Here is an 18,662-nt window from a genome sequence, read left to right as displayed (position 1 = left end):
CCATGAACCTTGCCCAACGGCTTCAGGCAGTGCACGGCACCGCCCCAACAGCTCCCCCCGCCCGTCATCAGGCGGCCGCGCAGGCCGCAACCGCCACGGCGGCTGCGCCGGCACCGGCTGCTTCCGGCTCCGCTGCTCCCGCGGTGTCTGCGACGGTGACTGCGGCGGCGTCCTCCTCCACCGTCGCCGCTGCACAGCCGGCCGCTACCGGCCGCACCGCTCCCCCGGCGGCCCTGCCCCCGGCCCAAGATGCCCTGTCCAAGATGAAGGAACGTGCCAGCACGGTCCTCTTCGAACGCATGGGATCGCGGCTGCTGGATTCCTCCCTGGACGAGGACAAGCTGCATCTCGTGGTGCAGCAGGAACTTGCCAAGGTGGTGGAGGAAGAAGAGAACTCGCTCAGCCACCAGGAGCGCCAGCGCCTGATCCGTGAAGTCAGCGACGACGTGCTCGGCTATGGTCCGCTGCAGCCGCTGCTGGAAGATCCGGACGTCTCCGAAATCATGGTGAACGGACCCGACATGATCTATGTGGAGCACAAGGGCAAGCTGTCGCGCAGTTCGGCCCGGTTCCTGTCCGAGGAACAACTGCGCCGCGTCATTGAACGCATCGTGTCCCGGGTTGGCCGCCGGATCGACGAATCGTCGCCACTCGTTGACGCACGTTTGGCCGACGGTTCCCGCGTGAATGCGGTCATTCCGCCGCTTGCAGTCAACGGGTCCTCACTGACCATCCGGAAGTTCGCCGCCGACCCGTTCCAGGTCCAGGACCTCATTGGCTTCGGCACTCTTTCACCGGAGATGGCCGCGTTGTTGGACGCCTGCGTCCGGTCACGGCTGAACATCATCGTGTCCGGCGGCACCGGCACCGGAAAGACGACCCTGCTGAATGTGCTCTCCTCCTTCATTCCGGCCGGCGAGCGCATTGTCACCATCGAAGACGCCGTGGAACTGCAACTGCAGCAGGACCACGTGGTCCGGCTGGAAAGCCGCCCGACCAACATCGAGGGCAAGGGCGCGATCACCATCCGCGACCTCGTCCGCAACTCGCTGCGCATGCGCCCGGACCGGATCGTGGTGGGCGAGGTCCGCGGCGGAGAAACACTGGACATGCTCCAAGCCATGAACACCGGCCACGACGGGTCGCTGTCCACCGTGCATTCGAACTCCCCCAGGGACGCCATCGCGCGCCTGGAAACCTTGGTGTTGATGGCCGGGATGGATCTGCCCCTGCGAGCGATCCGGGAACAGATCGCCTCCGCGGTGGACGTCATTGTGCAACTGACCCGCCTGCGCGACGGTACGCGCCGAGTCACGCATGTGACCGAGGTACAGGGCATGGAAGGCGACATCGTGACGCTGCAGGACGCCTTCGTCTTCGACTACAGCGCCGGAGTGGATGCCAGCGGCAGATTCCTGGGCAAACCCGTTCCAACCGGGGTACGCCCCCGGTTTACCGATCGGTTCCGGGAATTGGGCATCGACCTGCCGGCCGACATCTTCGAGCCGGCCACCGGCCCGTTGCGGACCTCGGCGGCCGCACGATGACCCCGGCGGTCCTGGTTGCCGGGATGCTGTTCTGCTACGGTTCCCTGGCCCTGCTGGTGGCAGCGGTGTTCGGCACGCGATCCTTGAGGCTTCGGGCGTCCCGCCGTGGTACCGCGGAACGCGGCTCACGGCTCAGTGATGTGGCCGCCCGCTCCACCGCTGCCATCGAACGGCTCCTGGCCCGCCGCCGGCAAGCCCCGGCGATAGCCGGAGCCCTCGAAGCCGCCGGGTTGAAGCTCAGCCCCGCGGAACTGGTGGTGCTGGTTCTGTCCGGCGCAGCAGTCAGCGCGGCCCTCGGGCTCATGCTCGCGGGACCCGCCGCCGCCCTGCTCCTGGCTGTTGCGGCCCCAGCCGTCGCAAAAGCGGTCCTGGCTTTCCGGGCCGGCCGGCGCCGGGCGGCCTTCGCCGACCAGCTCGACGACACGCTCCAACTGCTGGCCAGCGGCCTGCGTGCCGGCCACAGCCTGCTGCGCGCGGTGGATGCGGTCTCCGCCGAGTCGGCGGCCCCGACGTCCGAAGAGCTCCGTCGGGTGGTCAACGAAACGAGGCTGGGCCGCGACCTCGGTGAGTCGCTGCACGATACCGCCGACAGGATGGGCAGCGAAGACTTCCACTGGGTGGCCCAGGCCATAGACATCCATCGCGAGGTAGGCGGCAACCTGGCCGAGGTCCTTGACCAGGTGGGCCAGACGATCAGGGAGCGCTCCCAAATCCGGGGACAGGTCAAGGCGCTCAGCGCCGAAGGGCGGATCTCCGCCTTGGTCCTGATGGTCCTGCCCTTTGGCCTCAGCGGGTTCCTGTTCGTGTCCAGCCCCGGCTATCTGGACAGCTTCACCCAAAGCCCGCTCGGTTTTTCCCTGCTGGCGGCGGCGGCAGCCCTGCTCATCGCGGGCGGGCTGTGGATGCGCAAAGTCGTCAGCTTCAAGTTCTAAGTTCCGCATCGTTTAGTAAAGGAGTCCGCCGATGCCGCTGACTATTATGGTGGCTGCCGCAGCCCTGGTGCTGTCGCTCCCGCTGTTTGCCTGGTCCCTGGTGGGCGGCAAGAATCCCCAGCACGAGGCCATCCGGGCCAATTTGTCCCGTGGCCTGGCCGGGCCGCGCGCGGTCAAACGCAAACGCCGGCGCCGGTTCGAGGCGCTGGCCAGCCGGTTCACGCCCGCCACCTTTGCCCAGCGTTTGGAACGCCAGCTGGCGCTGGCCGGACGTCCCGAGGCCTGGCCGCTGAAGCGGCTCATGGCGGCGAAGATCGTACTTGCCGTGGCAGGCATCGTACTCGGGCTCCTGTACGTGGCCGCCACATCCGCAGGGTCCAGCGTCCTGCTCGCCATCGTCGTCGCCGTCGTCGCTTACTGCCTCCCCGATCTTCTGCTGCACAGCGCGGGGCAGAAACGCCAGGCAAAGATCAGCGAGGAACTGCCGGACACGCTGGACCAGATGACCATCGCAGTGGAGGCCGGCCTGGGTTTCGACGCGGCGGTCGCCCGGGTAGGAGCGAACGGTTCCGGCCCGCTGGCCGCCGAACTGATCCGGGTCCTGCAGGACATGCAGGTGGGCCGCTCGCGCCGCGAGGCCTACGACTCCTTGGCCGGCAGGACCACGTCGAAGGACCTGCAGCAGTTCGTTCGCGCCGTCATCCAGGCGGACGCCTATGGCGTGTCCGTCTCCGGCGTGCTCCGCACGCAGGCGGCCGAGATGCGCGTCAAGCGGCGCCAGCGCGCCGAGGAAAAGGCCATGCAGATCCCGGTCAAGGTAGTCTTCCCGCTGATGTTCTGCATTCTTCCGGTGCTTTTTATCGCGTTGCTCGGCCCTGCGGCATTGAACATCATCGCCACCCTTGGCGGCTGACGAGGACCGGCACGCCGGCAACCACAGCAATACCGCAACATTAGCCAAAGAAACCGGAAAACCGGCAGACCCACCCGCCATCGGAAAGTAGTCTCGAACCATGCCCACCCCATCCACCCACTGTGCACTGGCCGGCCTGGTCCCGGCCGGGACCCGTCCCCCGCGGCGCGTGCCATGATGGCCGCTGACCAGCACCAGGTCCTGCCGCTGGTTGACCCCGCGGTAGTGGAAGATCTTGGCGACGGTTTGGCCGACCACGGCATCGCGCGCGGATTGGTCCAGGACTTTTCCGAAGCGTGGCCGGAACGGTTCAGCTGCTTGGAGACCGCGTTGGAAAGCCAGGACCGGACCGATTCCCTGGATGCTGTCCTCAGCCTGAGGACCGCCTCGATCATGGTGGGCGCCAGTCAACTGGCCTGGCTGTCCGGCAAGGTCGAGGCTCATGTTCGGGCGACGGAATTCGCGGAGGCGGCCGCCCTGCTTGCTCTCATCCATCAATGCGGTACGGCCACAGCCAGCGAAATGCAGGGAATGAAGGCCGAAGGAGGAGCACCCGCTACACCGGACGCTCCGGCGCCAGACGATAACCGATTCCCCGCACCGTAACGAGCCAGCGGGGGCGGTGCGGATCTTCCTTCAGTTTGCGCCGCAGATTGCCCACGTGGACTTCGATCGCCCGCTCATCGGCTTCACTGATATAGGCGTCTTCAGGGTAATAGTCCCCGCGCACTACCTTAACGAGTTCGGCCTTCGAGCGGACGGCCCCCGAACTGCGCAGCATCTCCTGAAGCACGTTGAACTCGCTCCTGGTCAGACGCAGTTCCTCACCCTCGCGCGACGCCGTACGCCGGTCCGCATCAAGGACGAGCCCATTGTGCTTGAGGATTCTGCTGTCGGCGGGCGGGGCCGCAGGTAGCGGCGGCGCGTTTGCCGGGGTGGTTTCCAGCGGATGCGGAGTGCGGGGCCGGCGCATCATCGCGTGGATCCTGGCCCGCAGCTCCCGGGGACGAAATGGTTTGGTCATGTAGTCGTCCGCGCCAAGCTGCAACGCCGTGAGCGTGTCGAGTTCCTCGTTCCTGCTGGTGAGCATCACGATGTAACAGTTGCTGAATTGGCGGATCCGCCGGAGCACTTCAAAGCCGTCAATGTCCGGCAGCGAGATGTCCAAGGTGACAACGGTGGTGATCCGTTGTCGCACGGCATGGATACCTTCCCGCCCGCTCGCGGCTGCCTGCACGTCGAATCCTGATTGCAGGAGGACGGCGCTCACAAGATTGCGGATGTCCACGTCGTCTTCTATCACTACGGCCGTACCCGGGTCACTCATCTTGCATCTCCTCCCTGCACGGTCCGCATCGGGCTCATGCCCGAAGGACTGTCCGGCCTCTGCAGAAGCCCGGATCTCTGATACTCCTAGAGGTTAATCGATTCGTTCTGCTTTGAGCCTATGCCGGGCAGCGGTGTGATGAAAGGGTGACCAACGATCCGAAGAGCCGAGGGACATGAAGGAACAAGGTCTCTGGCCTGTGGGCGGTGCCGGTGACCATGTTGCTGGCACTCGTGCTGACCGCCGCCGGAGCCCTTGCCGGCTGGTGCGTCTTCGCGCTCGCCCACCGGGAGGAGCGCACATCCCTGCCCGCCGCGTGGCGCGGGCCGATGGCCGCCGCCACCGGCGTCCTCTGCGGCCTCCTGGCCCCGTCCCGGGAAGCGGCTGAGCTGCCGGCCTTCGGCCTTCTGGCTGTCCTCGGCGTGCTGCTGGCCGCCATTGACCTCCGGCACAAGTTGCTGCCCAATCGCGTGGTCCTCCCGTTCCTGGGGGCGGCCTTGGCACTGCTGCTCCTGCCCGCCTTCACCGACTCCGCGTGGCAGCCGGTCTTGGCCGGGGTGCTCGGCTCGTTGGCGATGTTTGCCGCCTATCTGCTGGCGGCCCTGATCAAGCCCGGCGGCATCGGCATGGGAGACGTGAAGCTTGCCGCCGTGGTGGGCCTGTTTGCCGGCTATGACGGCGTAGCGGCGTGGATGGCCGTCCTGCTGGGTGCGTTCCTGCTGAACGCCGCGGTCATCGTCCTGCTGATGCTGGCCCGCGTGGTCAGGCGGGATTCAAACATCCCTTTTGGCCCGTCCATGATTGCCGCCACGCTCGCGGTCTCGCTGGCCGGTCCGCTGGCCGGATAGTCCGGCCTACAGCAGGCGGCGTGCTCCGTCGGCCGGCAACACGGTGAACAGCTCGGGCCGGCGGAATCCCTGCGCGGCGAACGCGTGCAGCACAGCCTCCTGCACCCGCGCTGCTTCGCCGGCGGGAACCAGGGCGATGGCTGAACCGCCGAAACCGCCGCCGGTCATGCGGGCGCCCAGGGCGCCGTTCGCACGCGCAGCGTCCACGGCCAGGTCAAGCTCCGGGCAGGAGATTTCGAAGTCGTCGCGCATGGAGACGTGGCTGGCGTACAGCAGCCGGCGGATGGTCCCTGGGCCATCGGAGCGCAGCGCCTCCACGGTCGCTAGGACACGGTCGTTCTCGGTCACGATGTGCCGGGCGCGGCGAAAGGTCTCGTCGTCGAGCAACTGCTGTGCCTCCCCCAGCCGACTGGCCGGAAGGTCGCGGAGCAGCGGTACATCCAGCGCTTCCGCTGCGCGTACGCAGGAGTCGCGCCTGCGGGCGTAGTCCCCGGTAGCGTGTGCGTGGGAGACCTTGGTATCCATCACCAGGCACACCAGGTCCGCAGCCTCGAGGTCCAGCGGCACCAGTTCCACGGCTTCGCTGCGGCAGTCCAGAAACACCGCGGATCCGGCCGCCCCGAACAGGGAGGCGTACTGGTCCATGATGCCGGTGGGCGCACCTACCACCTCGTTCTCCGCGCGCCGTCCGGCGGCCGCCAGCCCGGCCCGATCCGGCCCCGCGGGAACCAGCCCCGTCGGATTCGGCCCGGTCCGATCCAACCCGGGCCGGTCCAGCCCCGCATCCGCCCACCGATCTCCGGCCAGTTCGGCCAGGCCAAGGGCCACCGCGCATTCCAGCGCGGCAGACGAGGACAATCCGGCGCCGACCGGAACTTCCGAGTCCACCAGCAGGTCGAAACCGGGCAGGCGTACTCCCGCCTGCTCCAGCGCCCAGGCCACGCCCAGCGGGTACGCCGACCAGCCGGAAACCGCGCCGGGGCCGACATCGTCCAGCCTGACCTCCACCGCCTCGGCCCCCGGCAGGGCCGAGGCCACCCGAACGGTGCGGTCGCCGCGCACGGCTAGCGCCGCCGTCGTAATCTTGTCGATGGCGAAGGGCAGCACGAAGCCGCCGTTGTAATCGGTGTGTTCGCCGATCAGATTCGCCCGTCCGGGCCCCGCCCACACCCCGTCCGGGCCGCGGCCGAACCGTGCGGCGAAGGCATCGGCGGTGCGTGCGGCCAAGGTTTCGGCGGTCACGGGGCGTCCCCGCTGGCTGCCACGGCGTCCTCGGTCGCTTCACCCGCTGCGCGCGTCCCGTCCAGCCCTTCGTTGCCTGCTCTCGGGGTCCGCCCCGGATCCGCCTCCCGCAGCGCGGCGGCCACCTGCTCCGGCAGCGTGTCGTTGATGAAGGCGCCCATCGCGGCCTCGGAGCCCGCCAGGTACTTCAACTTGTCGGCGGCCCGGCGCGGCGAGGTCAGCTGCAGGTGCAGGTAGCCCGCTTCCCGCAGCGCCCGGGCGACCGGCGCCTGGTGCCAGGCGGCGATGTACGGGGTGGGGCTGTCGTAGAGCGCGTCGAACCGGCCCAGCAGCTGCGGGTATAGCTCCGCCAGTTCGTCCCGCTCCGCACCCGTGAGCCCGGCGAGGTCCGCGACCTGCCGGTGCGGCACCAGGTGCACCTCCAGCGGCCAGCGTGCCGCGAACGGCACGTAGGCACTGAAATGCTCGCCTTCCAGCACCATCCGGGAGCCGGCGGAGCGCTCGCCGGCGAGCACCGCCCCGGTGAGGGTCTGCCGCCCGCCGGTGGCCTCGAAGTGTTTCCGCGCGGCCGCCGCCATGACTGCCCCGCGCGGCGGCAGGTAGGAGTAGGCGTAGATCTGCCCGTGCGGATGGTGCAGCGTCACGCCGATCTGCGCGCCGCGGTTTTCGAAGCAGAAGACCTGCGCAATCCCGTCCATCGCGCCGAGCGCGGCGGTCCGGTGCGCCCACGCGTCGATCACGGTGCGCACCCGGCGGGTGTCCAGCCCGGCGAACGAACCGGTATGCGCCGAGGTGAAGGAGACCACCTCGCAGCGCCCGCCGGCGGTGTAGGCGCTGCCCCACTCCGGGTCCTCGGGCGTGGCCAGCAGGTCCGGCCCGAGCGACGGAAACCGGTTCTCGAACACGGCCACGTCATAGTCCGCCGCCGGGATTTCGGAGGCGTAGTCCGGCGTACTCGGGCACAGCGGGCACGCGTCCGCCGGCGGCAGATACGTGCGGGTCTGCCGGTGCGCGGCCAGCGCCACCCACTCCCCCGTCAGCACGTCGTAGCGCAGCTCCCCCACCGGCGGCCGCTCCGGCAGGTCACGGGTGTCCTGCGAAGCCCGCGGGACCGGCAGCGCACCGTCGTCGAAATACAGCAGCTCCCGGCCGTCCGCCAGCCGGGTGCCGGTCACCGCGGTGACGGGGTCTCCGTCCGGAACAACGACGGCGGTGCCAGCCTCGTGCGTGGCACGATCCACTTTGGTTCGCTCAGGCACGGCGCTGCTTCGCGGCGCAGGCCACGCAATATTGTGCTTCAGGCCGGATCTCCAGGCGTTCGCGCGGGATGGGGTTGCCGCACGAGGCGCACGTGCCATAGGTGCCGGCCGCCAGCCGGGCACGTGCGGCGGCGATGTCCGCCAGCGCCTTTTCCGTGCTGACCAGCAGGGCCACTTCGCGCGCCCGTTCCAGCGTGGCCGTCGAGCCCTCGGGGTCGTGTTCGTCGTCGGCCGGGACGTCCCGGGTCGCGGCGGTGACTTCGGCAATGTCGACCGTGAGGCGCTCCACCTGGGCGCGGTCCGACGCCTCGCGGGCGTCCAGCAGCGCGGCGAAGTGCTCCACATCGTCGTGGGTCAGGCTGTCGCTCATGTGTGCCTCCCGTCGGCTGGTCGGTCCGGCAGCTGCGGACCGGAGTGCCCCTAGACTACGCCGTTGCCGCGGTACATGGGGTGGACCGGCCACCACGGGACGCTGGCCACCACGGGAGGCTGCCGGCGGCGGGGCAGATTGGCCGGTTGCGGAGGCGAGCCGCCGCCAACACGGCTGCCACGGCGGTCAGGCCAGCCGGTGCGGCCGCGGCCGGGCGACCGGGTCAGCCGTTGAGCTTGCCCGCCATCCGCTCCCGCATGGCCACACTGGCCGAGTTCAGCCCGATGATCCGCACGTCCTTGCCCTGGCTGCGGTACTTCTCAGTAATCGCATCCAGTGCCGCCACGGTCGAGGCATCCCACAGGTGCGAGGCATGCATGTCGATGACCACCTTGTCCGGGTCGTGTGCGTACTGGAACTGCGTGTAAAGGTCGTTCGAGGACGCGAAGAACAGCTCGCCGTCGACCACGTAGGTGGCCGTTTCCTCGCCATTCAGTTCCAACACCGTCCGCTCCACGGTCACCAGATGCGACACCCGGTTGGCGAACAGCACCATGGCGGTCAGGACGCCGAGGCCGACGCCGATGGCCAGGTTGTTCGTGGCGACCGTGGCGACGACGGTGACCAGCATGACGGCGGTCTCGCTCTTCGGCATCATCTTCAGGGTTGAGGGCTTGATGCTGTGCCAGTCGAACGTCGCCCAGGACACGAAGATCATCACGGCCACCAGGGCCGCCATCGGGATCAGCGCCACAATATCCCCGAGGGCCACCACGAGGATGAGCAGGAACAGTCCCGCAAGGAAGGTGGAGATGCGGGTCCGGGCCCCGGAGGCTTTGACGTTGATCATCGTCTGGCCGATCATCGCGCAGCCGCCCATGCCGCCGAAGAAGCCGGTGATGATGTTCGCCGCGCCCTGGCCCCATGACTCGCGGGTCTTGTTAGAGCGGGTGTCCGTGACGTCGTCGACCAGCTTGGCCGTCATCAGCGATTCGAGCAACCCGACGAAGGCCATCGCCAGGGCATACGGGAAGATGATCTGGAAAGTCTCTAGATTGAGCGGGACATTGGGGAAGAAGAGCGCGGGCAGGGACTCCGGCAGCTCGCCCTTGTCGCCGACCGTGGGAACCGTGATCGAGGCAAGCACGGTGATCAGGGTCAGCACCACGATGGCCACCAGCGGCGACGGAACGACGTTCGTGATCCTCGGCAAACCGAAGACGATGGCCAGGCCCATGACGGTCAGTGGATACACGAGCCAGGGGACGCCCAGCAGTTCCGGCACCTGGGACATGAAGATCAGGATGGCCAGCGCGTTCACAAAGCCCACCATGACCTGGCGGGGAATGAAGCGCATCAGCTTGGCCACTCCGAGGAGGGCGAGGACGATTTGGAAGATCCCGGCGAGGATCACTGCGGCGATAAAGTACTCCACGCCGTGGCTTGCCACCAGCGGCGCGATGACCAGGGCGATCGCGCCGGTCGCGGCCGAGATCATGGCCGGGCGTCCGCCGAGGAACGCGATCGAGACCGCCATGGTGAAGGAGGCGAAGAGGCCGAGCCGCGGGTCGACGCCGGCGATGATGGAGAAGGCGATCGCCTCGGGGATCAGCGCGAGCGCGACGACGAGGCCGGCGAGCACTTCCGTCTTCAGCAGCCGCGGCGACTTGAGGGTGCGCAGCACGGACTGGCGCTCCTCGGGAGTCGGTTCCGGCCGGGCATCGGCGGTTGACGTTGGCATGGTGGTCTCCATTCACATCTGAAGGCAGGCACGCCTTCACTACAGCAAAAGTTTGGGGGCGCGACGCCGCGCGGGGAAGAACTCGACGAACACGAATCGCGTCGATAATGGTTTACAACCCTAACCTGACGTGAGGGTAGAGTTGTAATCGGGCGATCAGGGAGGTTGGACCATGGACAAGGACGAAGGTACCGCGTCCGGCACGCGTACGATGCACATCGGCGAACTCGCCGATGCCACGGGACTGTCGCTGCGGACCATCCGCCACTATGACGACATCGGGCTGCTGCCGGCCACCACGCGCACCGAGGGCGGCTTCCGGGTCTACACCCAGTCGGATCTGGACCGTTTATTGATCATCCGCTCCATGAAACCGCTTGGCTTCACCTTGGACGAGATGGCCGAGCTTTTGGAAATCATCGATGTCTTATCCGACGGTGCCGTTCATCCCGCCGAGCGCGGACTCTTGCAGGAGTACATCCGGCGTGCGGACGAAAAGCGCAACAAGCTCGCCCTGAACCTGGCCCGCGCCGACGAGTTCATCAGCGACCTGCGCGGGCGGTAACTGCCGGCGGTCCCGGCCGTTCCGGCCGGCCTCCCCTGCAGCCGGAACTTCGCCAGCGGTAACCTCGGAGGAGGAGGTAACGCCATGGCAGCCGAACTCCAAACCGATGTGCTGATTGTCGGGGCAGGTCCCACCGGCCTGATGCTCGCCAACTGGCTGGCCAAGCTGGGCGTCGACCACATCATCACGGACGGCAAGTCGGGCCCCACGAGGGAATCCCGGGCCCTCGGGGTTCAGGCGCGCAGCATGGAAATCTACGACCAACTGGGCGTCGCCGACACCGTCATGGCCGAAGGCGTCCTCGCCGAAGCGGTGGTCATCGGCTTCGGCACGAAGCCGCGCGGCAGGGTCCCGCTGGGCCGGATGGGCCGCGGGATCACACCTTTCCCGGGCATCATGTTCTACGAACAAAGCAAGAACGAGGAGTTGCTGCTCAAGAACCTGCACGCACTCGGCGGCGAGGTGCTGTGGGAGTGCCGGCTGGGCGCCCTGGACATCGCGGACGGCAGCCACCCGGACCACCCCGTCAGGGCGCAGCTGACGGGCCCACGGGGCGAGACGTCTGTCCGCGCCCGCTACTGCGTGGGCACCGACGGTGCCTCGTCAACCGTGCGGACCAGCCGGGGCATCGGGTTTGTAGGCTCCACCAGTCCGCACACCTTCTTTGTCAATGACGCCACGGAGGTCCGCGGCCTGTTCGGCGACGTGGTCAATATCCGCGCGGGCGTGGATGAGTTCCTGCTGGCGTTTCCCATGAGCGGTCCCGGCCACCTCCGGCTGATCGGCGTGGTCCGCGACCCGGAGGGCGGCACGCCGGGGCTGGCCAACGACGGCGGTGCGGACGTCTCCGAGGAGCCACTCCGCGAGCGCTTGGCCCAGAAGTTCGACGTCGGCTACGGCGCCTCGAACTGGTTCTCCACCTACCGCGTGCATCACCGGATCGCCGCCGAGTTCCGCAACGGCCCGGTCTTCCTCGCCGGGGACGCGGCACATGTCCATTCCCCCGTGGGTGCCCAGGGCATGAACACCGGCCTGCAGGACGCCCACAACCTGGCCTTTAAGTTCGCCGATGTCCTCGCCGGCCGGGCCGCGGACTCCTACCTCGACCGTTACGAGGCCGAACGGCGGCCGGTCGCGGTGCGGCTGCTGCAAAGCACGGACCGGGTATTCGCCTTCATCACATCGACGGCGCCCTGGGCACTGGCCGCCCGGAGGTCGGTGCTGCCGTTCCTCATCCCCGTGGTGGCGCGGGTGGTGCCGCGGTCCTCCGGTGCCTCCCGGTTGTTTGGCTATATATCGCAGACCCGGATCCATTACTGGATGGCCCCGGGTGCCAAGGAAGCGGCGCGGGGCCGGCGGGGCCGTGTCGTGGGACGGCGGCTGCCGTACACCGGCAGCAACTTCGATCTCCTGCGCAGCCTTCAGTGGCAGGTGCACTCGTACGGCGACCCGGGCGCCGTCGTCGTCAACCACGTGGAGGCAGCGCTGGGGCTTTCGATGCACGTGCTGCCGCGGAACGGGAACAAGAAGCTCGATCCTGAGCAGCTGTACTTGGTGCGGCCGGACGGCTTCGTGGCAGCGCAGTCCCTGCCCAGCCACGCCGTTGCCACGTTCGCCCAGGCACTGCGGCGCGGACGCCGTTCTGCCAAGGTGTGAGCCAACGTCTGCTCCGCACCCATCCAGGGCCGGTCACGTTCGAAAGGAAAGCCAATGGTGCTGTATCTATCGAAGTTCAGCTACACCCCGGAGACCTGGGCCAGGATGATCAACAACCCGGAGGACCGGGGGAAAGCGGCCAAGGCCTACATCGAGTCCGTCGGCGGGAAACTGCACGGCTTCTGGTACGCCTTCGGCGCGCACGACGGCTACAGCGTGTGGGAGGCCCCGAACAACGTCTCCATGGCCGCCGTCGCGCTGGCCATCAGCGGAGGCGGTGCGCTGAGCTCCTTCGAAACAACCGTGCTGCTGACCATCGATGAAACCATCGACGCCCTGCGAATGGCCGGAGAGGTCCGCTACCGGGCTCCCGGGGTCACGGGTTCCGGCTGAACTCCACGCCCTTGGGCACCACCATCATGGGGCAGAGGCCATGATGCAATACCGCCTGGCTGACCGATCCCAGCAGCAGGCCGGGGAATCCGCCGTGGCCGCGCGTCCCCAGCACCATCAGTTGGGCCGTGCGGGTGGCGTGGACCAGGACTTCCGCGGGCTTGGCCAGATAGAAATTCCAGCTCGCATCCAGATCCGGGTAGCGGCCCCGGACCTCCCGCAGCGGGCCGTCCAACTCGGCGGCGACCTCCTCGCGGAAACGGTGCGCCCCTTCGGCGTGGTCCAGCCAGATTGAATCGCGGTAGAAGGGCGCCCGGGACGAAAGCATCCGCAGCGTAACGGCACGCCGGCTGGCTATTTCGGCCGCCGCCCACAGGGCGGGGTTCGAACTGCCCGACTGGTCGACGCCGACCACCACCTGCCCGGCGTAGCTAAACTGCTCGGAGGCATCCGGCGGATGCAGCCCCCGGTCCGCCCCCTCCCGCAGCGACGGCAGCAGCCAGGGCACCGGCCCGTCGGGCAGTTCGGCGGCGGCATCCGGGGAGACCTCCGCGGCCGTCGCGCCCGGTTTCCAGCGCTGCGGCACCACCACCGTGGGGCAGGCGCCGTGGGCCGCCAGGCCCGAGGAGACACTGCCCAGCAGCCGGCCCGCGAAGCCGCCGCGGCCGCGCTTGCCCACCACGGCCAGTCCGGCGGAAGCAGATTCGTCCACCAATACTTCGCTCGGGTCCCCGGCCATCACGTGCCCTTCGGCCTGGAGTCCCAGCGCTCCGGCGCGGTCAAGCGCTGCCTGCAGCACCCCTTCCCCGCCGCGCCGGGCGGAGGCCAGATACTGATGGTCCACCTCCGGATCGTCCACGCTCGCGGTTGAAACGACGGTGACCAACCGCACCGGCCATCCGCGGGACTGGGCCTCGAACAACCCCCAGTCCAGTGCCCGGGCGCTGGATTCCGAGCCGTCGAACCCCACCAGGACGACCTCTTCCATGGCTCCACCCTAGGGGACGGCGGCGCCGCTGAGTAGGGGCGGCCGCGGGCCGGTGTGGCCACGCCGGCGCGGCAGCAGATGGGAAACCGCGCCGGCGGGGCCGCAAGCCAGTGCGGCTATGCCGTGCCGTCCTGGTAGACGTCCGGAATGCCGTCGTTGTCCGCGTCGACCTGTTCTTCGGCCTGGATGCGCCGATAATGCCGGTTGCGGGCGCGCAATACCACCGCCGCCACCAACGCGGCCAGCAGGGACGCCGCGAGAATAGCCACCTTGGCGTGGTCATTGGCCGGCGTGCCGAGCCCGAAGCTGAGCTCGGCCACCAGCAGGGAGACGGTAAAGCCGATGCCGGCCAGCATGGAGATGCCCAACAGGTCGACCCACTTCATCGACTTGTCCAGCTCCGCCCGGGTCAGCTTGCTCATCAGCCACGTGGTGCCGACGATGCCGATCGGCTTGCCGAGCACCAGTCCGGCGATAACGCCGACCGCCACCGGGTCGCCGAGGGCCGAGACAAACCCATCAACCCCACCCACGGCGACGCCGGCGGAGAAGAACGCGAAGACCGGGACCGCGAAGCCAGCGGAAACGGGCCGGACCCGGTGTTCGAAGATCTCGGCGAGCCCCGGTCCCGCTTCCGGTCCGCCGCTGGCCTTGCTGCGCACTACCGGGACGGTGAAGCCGAGCACCACGCCCGCGATGGTGGCGTGGATGCCGGAGGCATGGACCAGGACCCAGGCCACGATGCCGATGGGCAACAGGACCGCCCACAAAGCCACCTGATGCTTTCCGAAGAACCTGCGGAACTTCTGGGCCAGGAAGGCGTAGAGCGCGATGGGGATCAGGGCCAGCAGCAGTGCCGGTACCTCGATCTCGCTGGTGTAGACGAACGCAATGATGGCGATGGCGATGAGGTCATCCACCACGGCCAGCGTCAGCAGGAAAATCCGCAGCGCGCTGGGCAGGTGCGACCCGATGACGGCCAGGACCGCCACCGCAAAGGCGATGTCCGTCGCCGTGGGGATGGCCCAGCCGCGGATGGTCTCCGGACTGCCCCAGTTGATGGCTGCGTAGATGACAGCGGGAACAACCACACCGCCAACGGCGGCCGCGACCGGCACCATGGCCTTCCGCGGGCTGCTGAGGTCCCCGGCGACAAACTCGCGTTTGAGCTCCAGCCCCACCAGGAAGAAGAACACCGCCAGCAGCCCGTCCGCGGCCCAAGCCCCCAGGCTCAACTCCAAATGCCAGGGCTCGTAGCCTACGGTGAGGTCGCGCAGGGCGAAGTAGCTGTCTGCGGCGGGCGAGTTTGCCCAGATCAGGGCGATGACGGCGGCGGCCACCAGCAGGGCCCCGCCGACCGTTTCCTTCCGCAGGATCTCGCCGATTCGCAGTGCTTCGGCATAACTTCCGCGTCCCAATACCTTGGGTTTGGCGGATGATTCAGGGGTCTTGGCGGCCACAGCGGCTCCTCACGGGTCGACAACAGAACTTGCCGACCAGACTTCCCGGCGCACCGGGTTTCACCCTACCCGCGCATGCGGCGAGAGCAAAAGCCGGCCCGGCTAGCCCCCGGCCAGGACCATGGCCAGCAGCCCGACAACGGCGGACAGCACACCGACGGCGGTGAGGATCTTGCCCAGCAGCAAGACCGTCCGGCCCGGCCGCTCCGGTTCGGAGACCTGCCAGCGGTCGGGCCGCCGTGCGTCGTAGTAGACCAGCACGTCCGACCCGGCGGCCACCTCGGCGCCCGTTCCGGTCGGAAAGACGCCCTCCAGGAAACCGTGTCGGGTATCGAACCAGCGCACCCCGCGGCGCCGGCCGTCGTCGAACGCGACGCCGTCGGCGCTGTGCCAGCGGGTCCCGGCCAGGCGCAGCACCGCTGCCACGAACAGCAACAGCAGGCCGGGGACCAGGGCAGCCCACGTCAGCACTTCGGACACCAGTCCGATCGACGCGGCAATATCTGGCATGCACAGATCGTATGCCACCTTGGGCATGCAGCGGGGAAAATGCTGCTGAACTTTGCGCGGCCGGGAGCGCCAAGACAACGACGGCGGAGCCGGCAGGCGGCGGACCCGCCCGCCGGAAGACGGCAGGCTCTGCCAGGGTGCCGTACCGGACCGGTTTTTTGCCGACCGGTCGCGTCTTTGCGCCGCGGGCAGGCGCAACTGCATGTACCGTCAAAGGGTGGCCTGCCGCGGACGATCCGCCGCAGCCCTCATTTCGTTACGGCAGCGCCTGTAACGCCCGACCACCCACGTTCTACCATTGGTGGCATCAGCCCTTTGACCGGCTGGCCCCACCATTCTCCGGAGGTTTTTTGTGACCAGCATGCCTGCTGTGCAGGACGCGTTCTACGCCGAGCCCGAACCCGACCTCGCACCCGAGTCGACGGTCGAGATTGCCTCGCCCGCCGCCGTCGTGCGCCTCACGGAGCGCCCCGACGTGGTCATGGTCAAGGGCGGTTACGCACTGGTCAACACCACCCTGACGCCGCACCAGGCCATGGTGGAGGATCTGCTGTTTGTCCGCAGGGTGCTGGACGAGGCGCAGATTCCCTACCTGCTGGTGCGCGGCAACGATGCCCGCCCGGTGGTGGCGGTGAACTGGGAGAAGCGCGACGAGCTGCGCGCGGCGCTGGTGGCCGCTTGCGCCGATGAGCCGTTCTACTCGCTGACCGTGGATGCGAAGAAAAAAACGGCGAGGCTGGTGGCCGACGGTGAGCTCGCCGACGGCGACCGGGCGCGCGCCTTCCGGCTGTACCGGCCCCGTATCGAGCCGACCGGCGGGCTGCGGTACGGCCAGGGCACGGGTGTGCAGGTGGAGCTGTGGAGGTGGGAGAACGATCTGATCCACTTGCCGATCGAGAACTCGCTGACGCGCCGCACCCTGCCGGCCGGCGAGGCAGTGCGCGGCGAAGTGGAGCGCTTCGGGCACCGCTGGCCCACCATCGAGAACATGTTCGCCGACCACGCCACGGACATCGACTTCGAAATCGACATCGTCTTCTCCTGGGTGGACGGGAACAATCCGGAGTACCGTCGCTACCGGAACAGCTTCATGGAGCACGCCGTGGTGGGTGAGGGCGACGACGCCGATGCCCGTTTCCGCCAGATCGATGAACTGCGGTACGCGCTGCGCTCGGTCTACATGTTCGCGCCCTGGATCCGGCGCATCTTCATCTGCACGGACTCGCCGCTGCCGGCGTGGCTGGACGCGGAGCACCCGGACATCCGCGTGGTGCGCAGCGAGCAGCATTTCCGCGATCCCTCGGTGCTGCCGGTGTTCAACTCGCAGGCGATCGAGGCGCAGCTGCAGCACATCGACGGACTGGGCGAGCACTTCCTGTACTCGAATGACGACATGTTCTTCGGGCGGCCGGTGGGGCCGGACATGTTCTTCTCCCCCGGCGGCATCACCAAGTTCGTGGAGGCAGACACCCGGATCGGGCTCGGCGACAACCACCTGGACCGTTCCGGTTTCGAGAATGCCGCCCGGGTAAACCGCAGGCTGCTGCACGACCGCTTCGGCAGAATCACCACCCGGCACCTGGAGCACTGCGCCGCGCCGCTGCGCAAATCCGTAATGCTGGAAATGGAGGAAGAATTCGCCGAGGAGTTCAAGACGACGGCGGCCAGCCGCTTCCGGGCCAAGGACAACATCTCGGTGACCAACTCGCTCTACCACTACTACGCGCTGCTGACCGGCCGCGCGGTGACCAACCCCGGCGCCAAGGTCACGTACGTGGACACCACCATGTACTCGGGCCTGAAGCAGCTGGAAAAACTGCTGCAGAAGCGGAACAGGGACTTCTTCTGCCTCAACGACGGCAGCTTCCCGGAGGTCCCGGCCGAGGAACGCCAGCGGGTGGTCACGGACTTCCTGGCCCGCTACTTCCCGCTCCGTGCGCCGTGGGAGAAACCTCCGGCGTCGTAACTTCCCGGTTAGTGGTGCGCCGGCACCCGGCCCGGCCGCACTGCGTCGGGAATGCTGACGGCGGCGGCCTCGAGCAGCTGCCTGGTCTGCTCCGCGGTGACCTGGCGGCCCACCGGCAGGCCTCCGCGCGCCGGAACCACCGAATGGACCACGGTCTCCTCGTAGACGTGGACCATGTTGTAGGCCTGAGCGGCATCGCGGCCGCGGGTGCTGCCCGCGTCGGCGGCGAGGTCCTGGGTGTAGCACGTGGCGGAGGCAACGGACACCGGGATACCGGCAACCGTGGCCGTGGTGGAGTAATGCAGGTGGCCGGCGATAATGGACTTCACGTCGCTGCCGCGCAGCACCTCGGCCAGTTCGGCCTGGCCGCGCAGTTCCACAAGCACGGACAGGTCCTGCACGCTCGGCACCGGCGGGTGGTGCATGGCCAGGATGGTCCCGTGCGGCGCAGGTTCGGCCAACTCGTCGGCCAGCCACTGGAGCTGCTCGTCCTCGAGCCGGCCGTAGTGCGCCCCGGGCACGGTTGAGTCCAGGGTCATCACGCGCAGGCCGTTGACGTCGTAGACCCGGTCCAGCGGCTCGGAGCCGCCGGGCTCGTCCAAAAGCATGGTTTTCAGCCCGGCACGGTCGTCGTGGTTGCCCATGGCCCAAATCACCTGGGCTCCCAGCCGGACGGCTGCCGGTTCGACGATCCGGCGAAGCCTTCCGTAGGCTTCCGGTTCGCCCTTGTCGGCCAGATCGCCGGTAAATACCAGGGCTTCGGGCCGGGAGCCGGAGTCTTCCAGATCCTCGAAGATCTGCTCCAGCTTCGCTTCGCTGTCCACCGCCCCGTACAGCCGGCCGTCGCCGCCCACTAAATGGGTGTCGCTGATGTGAAGTAAGAAATGGTTTGGCCGTGGATGCTCGGCCTGACGGAAGTCCATCATCTACCTTCTGTTGTTCGCC

At 68.0% G+C, this 18,662-nt stretch carries 18 protein-coding genes; 9 read left to right on the top strand and 9 right to left on the bottom strand.

What is annotated here, in order from left to right; all coding sequences use genetic code 11:
* Positions 1-2 precede the first annotated feature (2 nt).
* The 4 genes from AC5RV3_RS13270 (at position 3) to AC5RV3_RS13255 (ending at position 3,998) form a co-directional block, all read left to right on the top strand.
* The gene (locus tag AC5RV3_RS13270; RefSeq protein WP_494122530.1) at positions 3-1,547 is read left to right on the top strand and encodes a TadA family conjugal transfer-associated ATPase; all 1,545 of its coding nucleotides are present in this window, start codon (positions 3-5) and stop codon (positions 1,545-1,547) included.
* The gene (locus tag AC5RV3_RS13265) at positions 1,544-2,479 is read left to right on the top strand and encodes a type II secretion system F family protein (protein WP_494122529.1); all 936 of its coding nucleotides are present in this window, start codon (positions 1,544-1,546) and stop codon (positions 2,477-2,479) included. Before AC5RV3_RS13270 ends, AC5RV3_RS13265 begins: the two co-directional genes overlap by 4 nt.
* A 31-nt stretch (positions 2,480-2,510) precedes the next feature.
* Complete coding sequence (locus tag AC5RV3_RS13260; protein WP_494122528.1) at positions 2,511-3,392, top strand: type II secretion system F family protein; 882 nt, start codon at positions 2,511-2,513, stop codon at positions 3,390-3,392.
* Positions 3,393-3,566: 174 nt separating this feature from the next.
* On the top strand, positions 3,567-3,998 hold the full coding sequence (locus AC5RV3_RS13255; RefSeq protein ID WP_494122527.1) for an Hpt domain-containing protein: 432 nt from the start codon (positions 3,567-3,569) through the stop codon (positions 3,996-3,998).
* Here the strand turns inward: AC5RV3_RS13255 and AC5RV3_RS13250 are convergent.
* On the bottom strand, positions 3,949-4,719 hold the full coding sequence (locus AC5RV3_RS13250) for a response regulator transcription factor (RefSeq protein WP_494122526.1): 771 nt from the start codon (positions 4,717-4,719) through the stop codon (positions 3,949-3,951). The two genes, AC5RV3_RS13255 and AC5RV3_RS13250, sit on opposite strands and share 50 nt — an antisense overlap.
* A 218-nt stretch (positions 4,720-4,937) precedes the next feature.
* Between AC5RV3_RS13250 and AC5RV3_RS13245 the strand changes: the two genes are divergently transcribed.
* On the top strand, positions 4,938-5,567 hold the full coding sequence (locus AC5RV3_RS13245) for a prepilin peptidase (protein ID WP_494122569.1): 630 nt from the start codon (positions 4,938-4,940) through the stop codon (positions 5,565-5,567).
* Positions 5,568-5,573: 6 nt separating this feature from the next.
* Here AC5RV3_RS13245 and AC5RV3_RS13240 read toward each other — a convergent pair whose 3' ends face one another.
* From AC5RV3_RS13240 to AC5RV3_RS13225, 4 genes are all read right to left on the bottom strand, one after another.
* On the bottom strand, positions 5,574-6,809 hold the full coding sequence (locus AC5RV3_RS13240) for a galactokinase (protein WP_494122525.1): 1,236 nt from the start codon (positions 6,807-6,809) through the stop codon (positions 5,574-5,576).
* Complete coding sequence (gene galT / locus AC5RV3_RS13235; RefSeq protein WP_494122568.1) at positions 6,806-7,984, bottom strand: galactose-1-phosphate uridylyltransferase; 1,179 nt, start codon at positions 7,982-7,984, stop codon at positions 6,806-6,808. Before galT ends, AC5RV3_RS13240 begins: the two co-directional genes overlap by 4 nt.
* A 76-nt stretch (positions 7,985-8,060) precedes the next feature.
* Positions 8,061-8,438, bottom strand: coding sequence for a TraR/DksA family transcriptional regulator (locus AC5RV3_RS13230; RefSeq protein ID WP_494122524.1), 378 nt, complete (start codon positions 8,436-8,438; stop codon positions 8,061-8,063).
* Between the two features lie 223 nt (positions 8,439-8,661).
* Positions 8,662-10,179: a SulP family inorganic anion transporter gene (locus tag AC5RV3_RS13225; RefSeq protein WP_494122523.1), complete on the bottom strand. Its 1,518-nt coding sequence runs from the start codon at positions 10,177-10,179 to the stop codon at positions 8,662-8,664.
* 172 nt (positions 10,180-10,351) lie between these two features.
* Between AC5RV3_RS13225 and AC5RV3_RS13220 the strand changes: the two genes are divergently transcribed.
* The 3 genes from AC5RV3_RS13220 to AC5RV3_RS13210 all read left to right on the top strand — a co-directional run bounded on the left by AC5RV3_RS13220 (position 10,352) and on the right by AC5RV3_RS13210 (position 12,793).
* On the top strand, positions 10,352-10,744 hold the full coding sequence (locus AC5RV3_RS13220; RefSeq protein WP_494122522.1) for a MerR family transcriptional regulator: 393 nt from the start codon (positions 10,352-10,354) through the stop codon (positions 10,742-10,744).
* Positions 10,745-10,828: 84 nt separating this feature from the next.
* On the top strand, positions 10,829-12,400 hold the full coding sequence (locus AC5RV3_RS13215; protein WP_494122521.1) for an FAD-dependent monooxygenase: 1,572 nt from the start codon (positions 10,829-10,831) through the stop codon (positions 12,398-12,400).
* A 54-nt stretch (positions 12,401-12,454) separates the two neighbouring features.
* Complete coding sequence (locus AC5RV3_RS13210) at positions 12,455-12,793, top strand: GYD domain-containing protein (RefSeq protein WP_493987808.1); 339 nt, start codon at positions 12,455-12,457, stop codon at positions 12,791-12,793.
* On the opposite strand, the gene AC5RV3_RS13205 is transcribed toward AC5RV3_RS13210, so the two are convergent.
* From AC5RV3_RS13205 to AC5RV3_RS13195, 3 genes are all read right to left on the bottom strand, one after another.
* Complete coding sequence (locus AC5RV3_RS13205; protein WP_494122520.1) at positions 12,777-13,781, bottom strand: universal stress protein; 1,005 nt, start codon at positions 13,779-13,781, stop codon at positions 12,777-12,779. The two genes, AC5RV3_RS13210 and AC5RV3_RS13205, sit on opposite strands and share 17 nt — an antisense overlap.
* Before the next feature lie 116 nt (positions 13,782-13,897).
* Positions 13,898-15,241, bottom strand: a complete 1,344-nt coding sequence (gene nhaA, locus AC5RV3_RS13200; RefSeq protein WP_494122519.1) for a Na+/H+ antiporter NhaA — start codon at positions 15,239-15,241, stop codon at positions 13,898-13,900.
* Positions 15,242-15,343: 102 nt separating this feature from the next.
* Positions 15,344-15,751 (bottom strand): hypothetical protein, encoded by a 408-nt coding sequence (locus AC5RV3_RS13195; RefSeq protein WP_494122518.1) that lies wholly within the window; start codon positions 15,749-15,751, stop codon positions 15,344-15,346.
* A 361-nt stretch (positions 15,752-16,112) separates the two neighbouring features.
* On the opposite strand from AC5RV3_RS13195, the gene AC5RV3_RS13190 reads away from it, so the two are divergent.
* Positions 16,113-17,717, top strand: coding sequence for a stealth conserved region 3 domain-containing protein (locus tag AC5RV3_RS13190; RefSeq protein ID WP_494122517.1), 1,605 nt, complete (start codon positions 16,113-16,115; stop codon positions 17,715-17,717).
* Between the two features lie 8 nt (positions 17,718-17,725).
* Here the strand turns inward: AC5RV3_RS13190 and AC5RV3_RS13185 are convergent, their stop codons facing one another.
* On the bottom strand, positions 17,726-18,640 hold the full coding sequence (locus AC5RV3_RS13185) for a phosphodiesterase (RefSeq protein WP_494122567.1): 915 nt from the start codon (positions 18,638-18,640) through the stop codon (positions 17,726-17,728).
* Positions 18,641-18,662: the final 22 nt, after the last annotated feature.

Source organism: Arthrobacter sp. Y3221114 (assembly GCF_059092625.1).
Note: the sequence above shows the minus strand (reverse complement) of the source record. Positions and strands in the feature narration are given on the sequence as shown.